Source organism: Halomonas sp. SIMBA_159, assembly GCF_046536035.1.
GTDB classification, from domain to species: domain Bacteria; phylum Pseudomonadota; class Gammaproteobacteria; order Pseudomonadales; family Halomonadaceae; genus Vreelandella; species Vreelandella venusta_A.
Map to the genome: position 1 here is coordinate 1 of NZ_JAWJBT010000155.1, position 383 is coordinate 383.

General features: G+C 51.2%; 1 pseudogene. It reads right to left on the bottom strand.

What is annotated here, in order from left to right:
- Positions 1–335, bottom strand: a pseudogene (locus R0J87_RS18790) (U32 family peptidase); the annotation flags it as partial.
- Between the last annotated feature and the right edge of the window lie 48 nt (positions 336–383).

Below are 383 nucleotides of genomic sequence, written 5' to 3' on the forward strand. Positions count from 1 at the left end.
ACATCGACTAATCCTTTCATGCTGGCGAGATCCTTGATCAGGTTATAGCAATAACCAGATTGCGTTTGAATGCCATTCAATGTGAACAGGCGCTGATTTTCCTGACTGTTTGCGGCCAGGCCTTGCGGGTAATGAATGCAGCAGGTCTGACAGTCGTCTTTGGCTTTGCCTTCCGCCCGGGCGGTAAAACAGCGGGCGGAGTAGGCCAACGGCAGAAAGCCGTAACTGAACACTTCGGTCTCGAACTGCTGGCGAATACCCATGGACGTACAGTCGTTTAAGGTATGGCTTAACCAGTCTCGCGACAGTTCAACCGGCATGCACCAGCGAACCATTCCCTGTTTCACGAATAGCTGTAAGGTCTGCGCGTTATAACAGTTAAC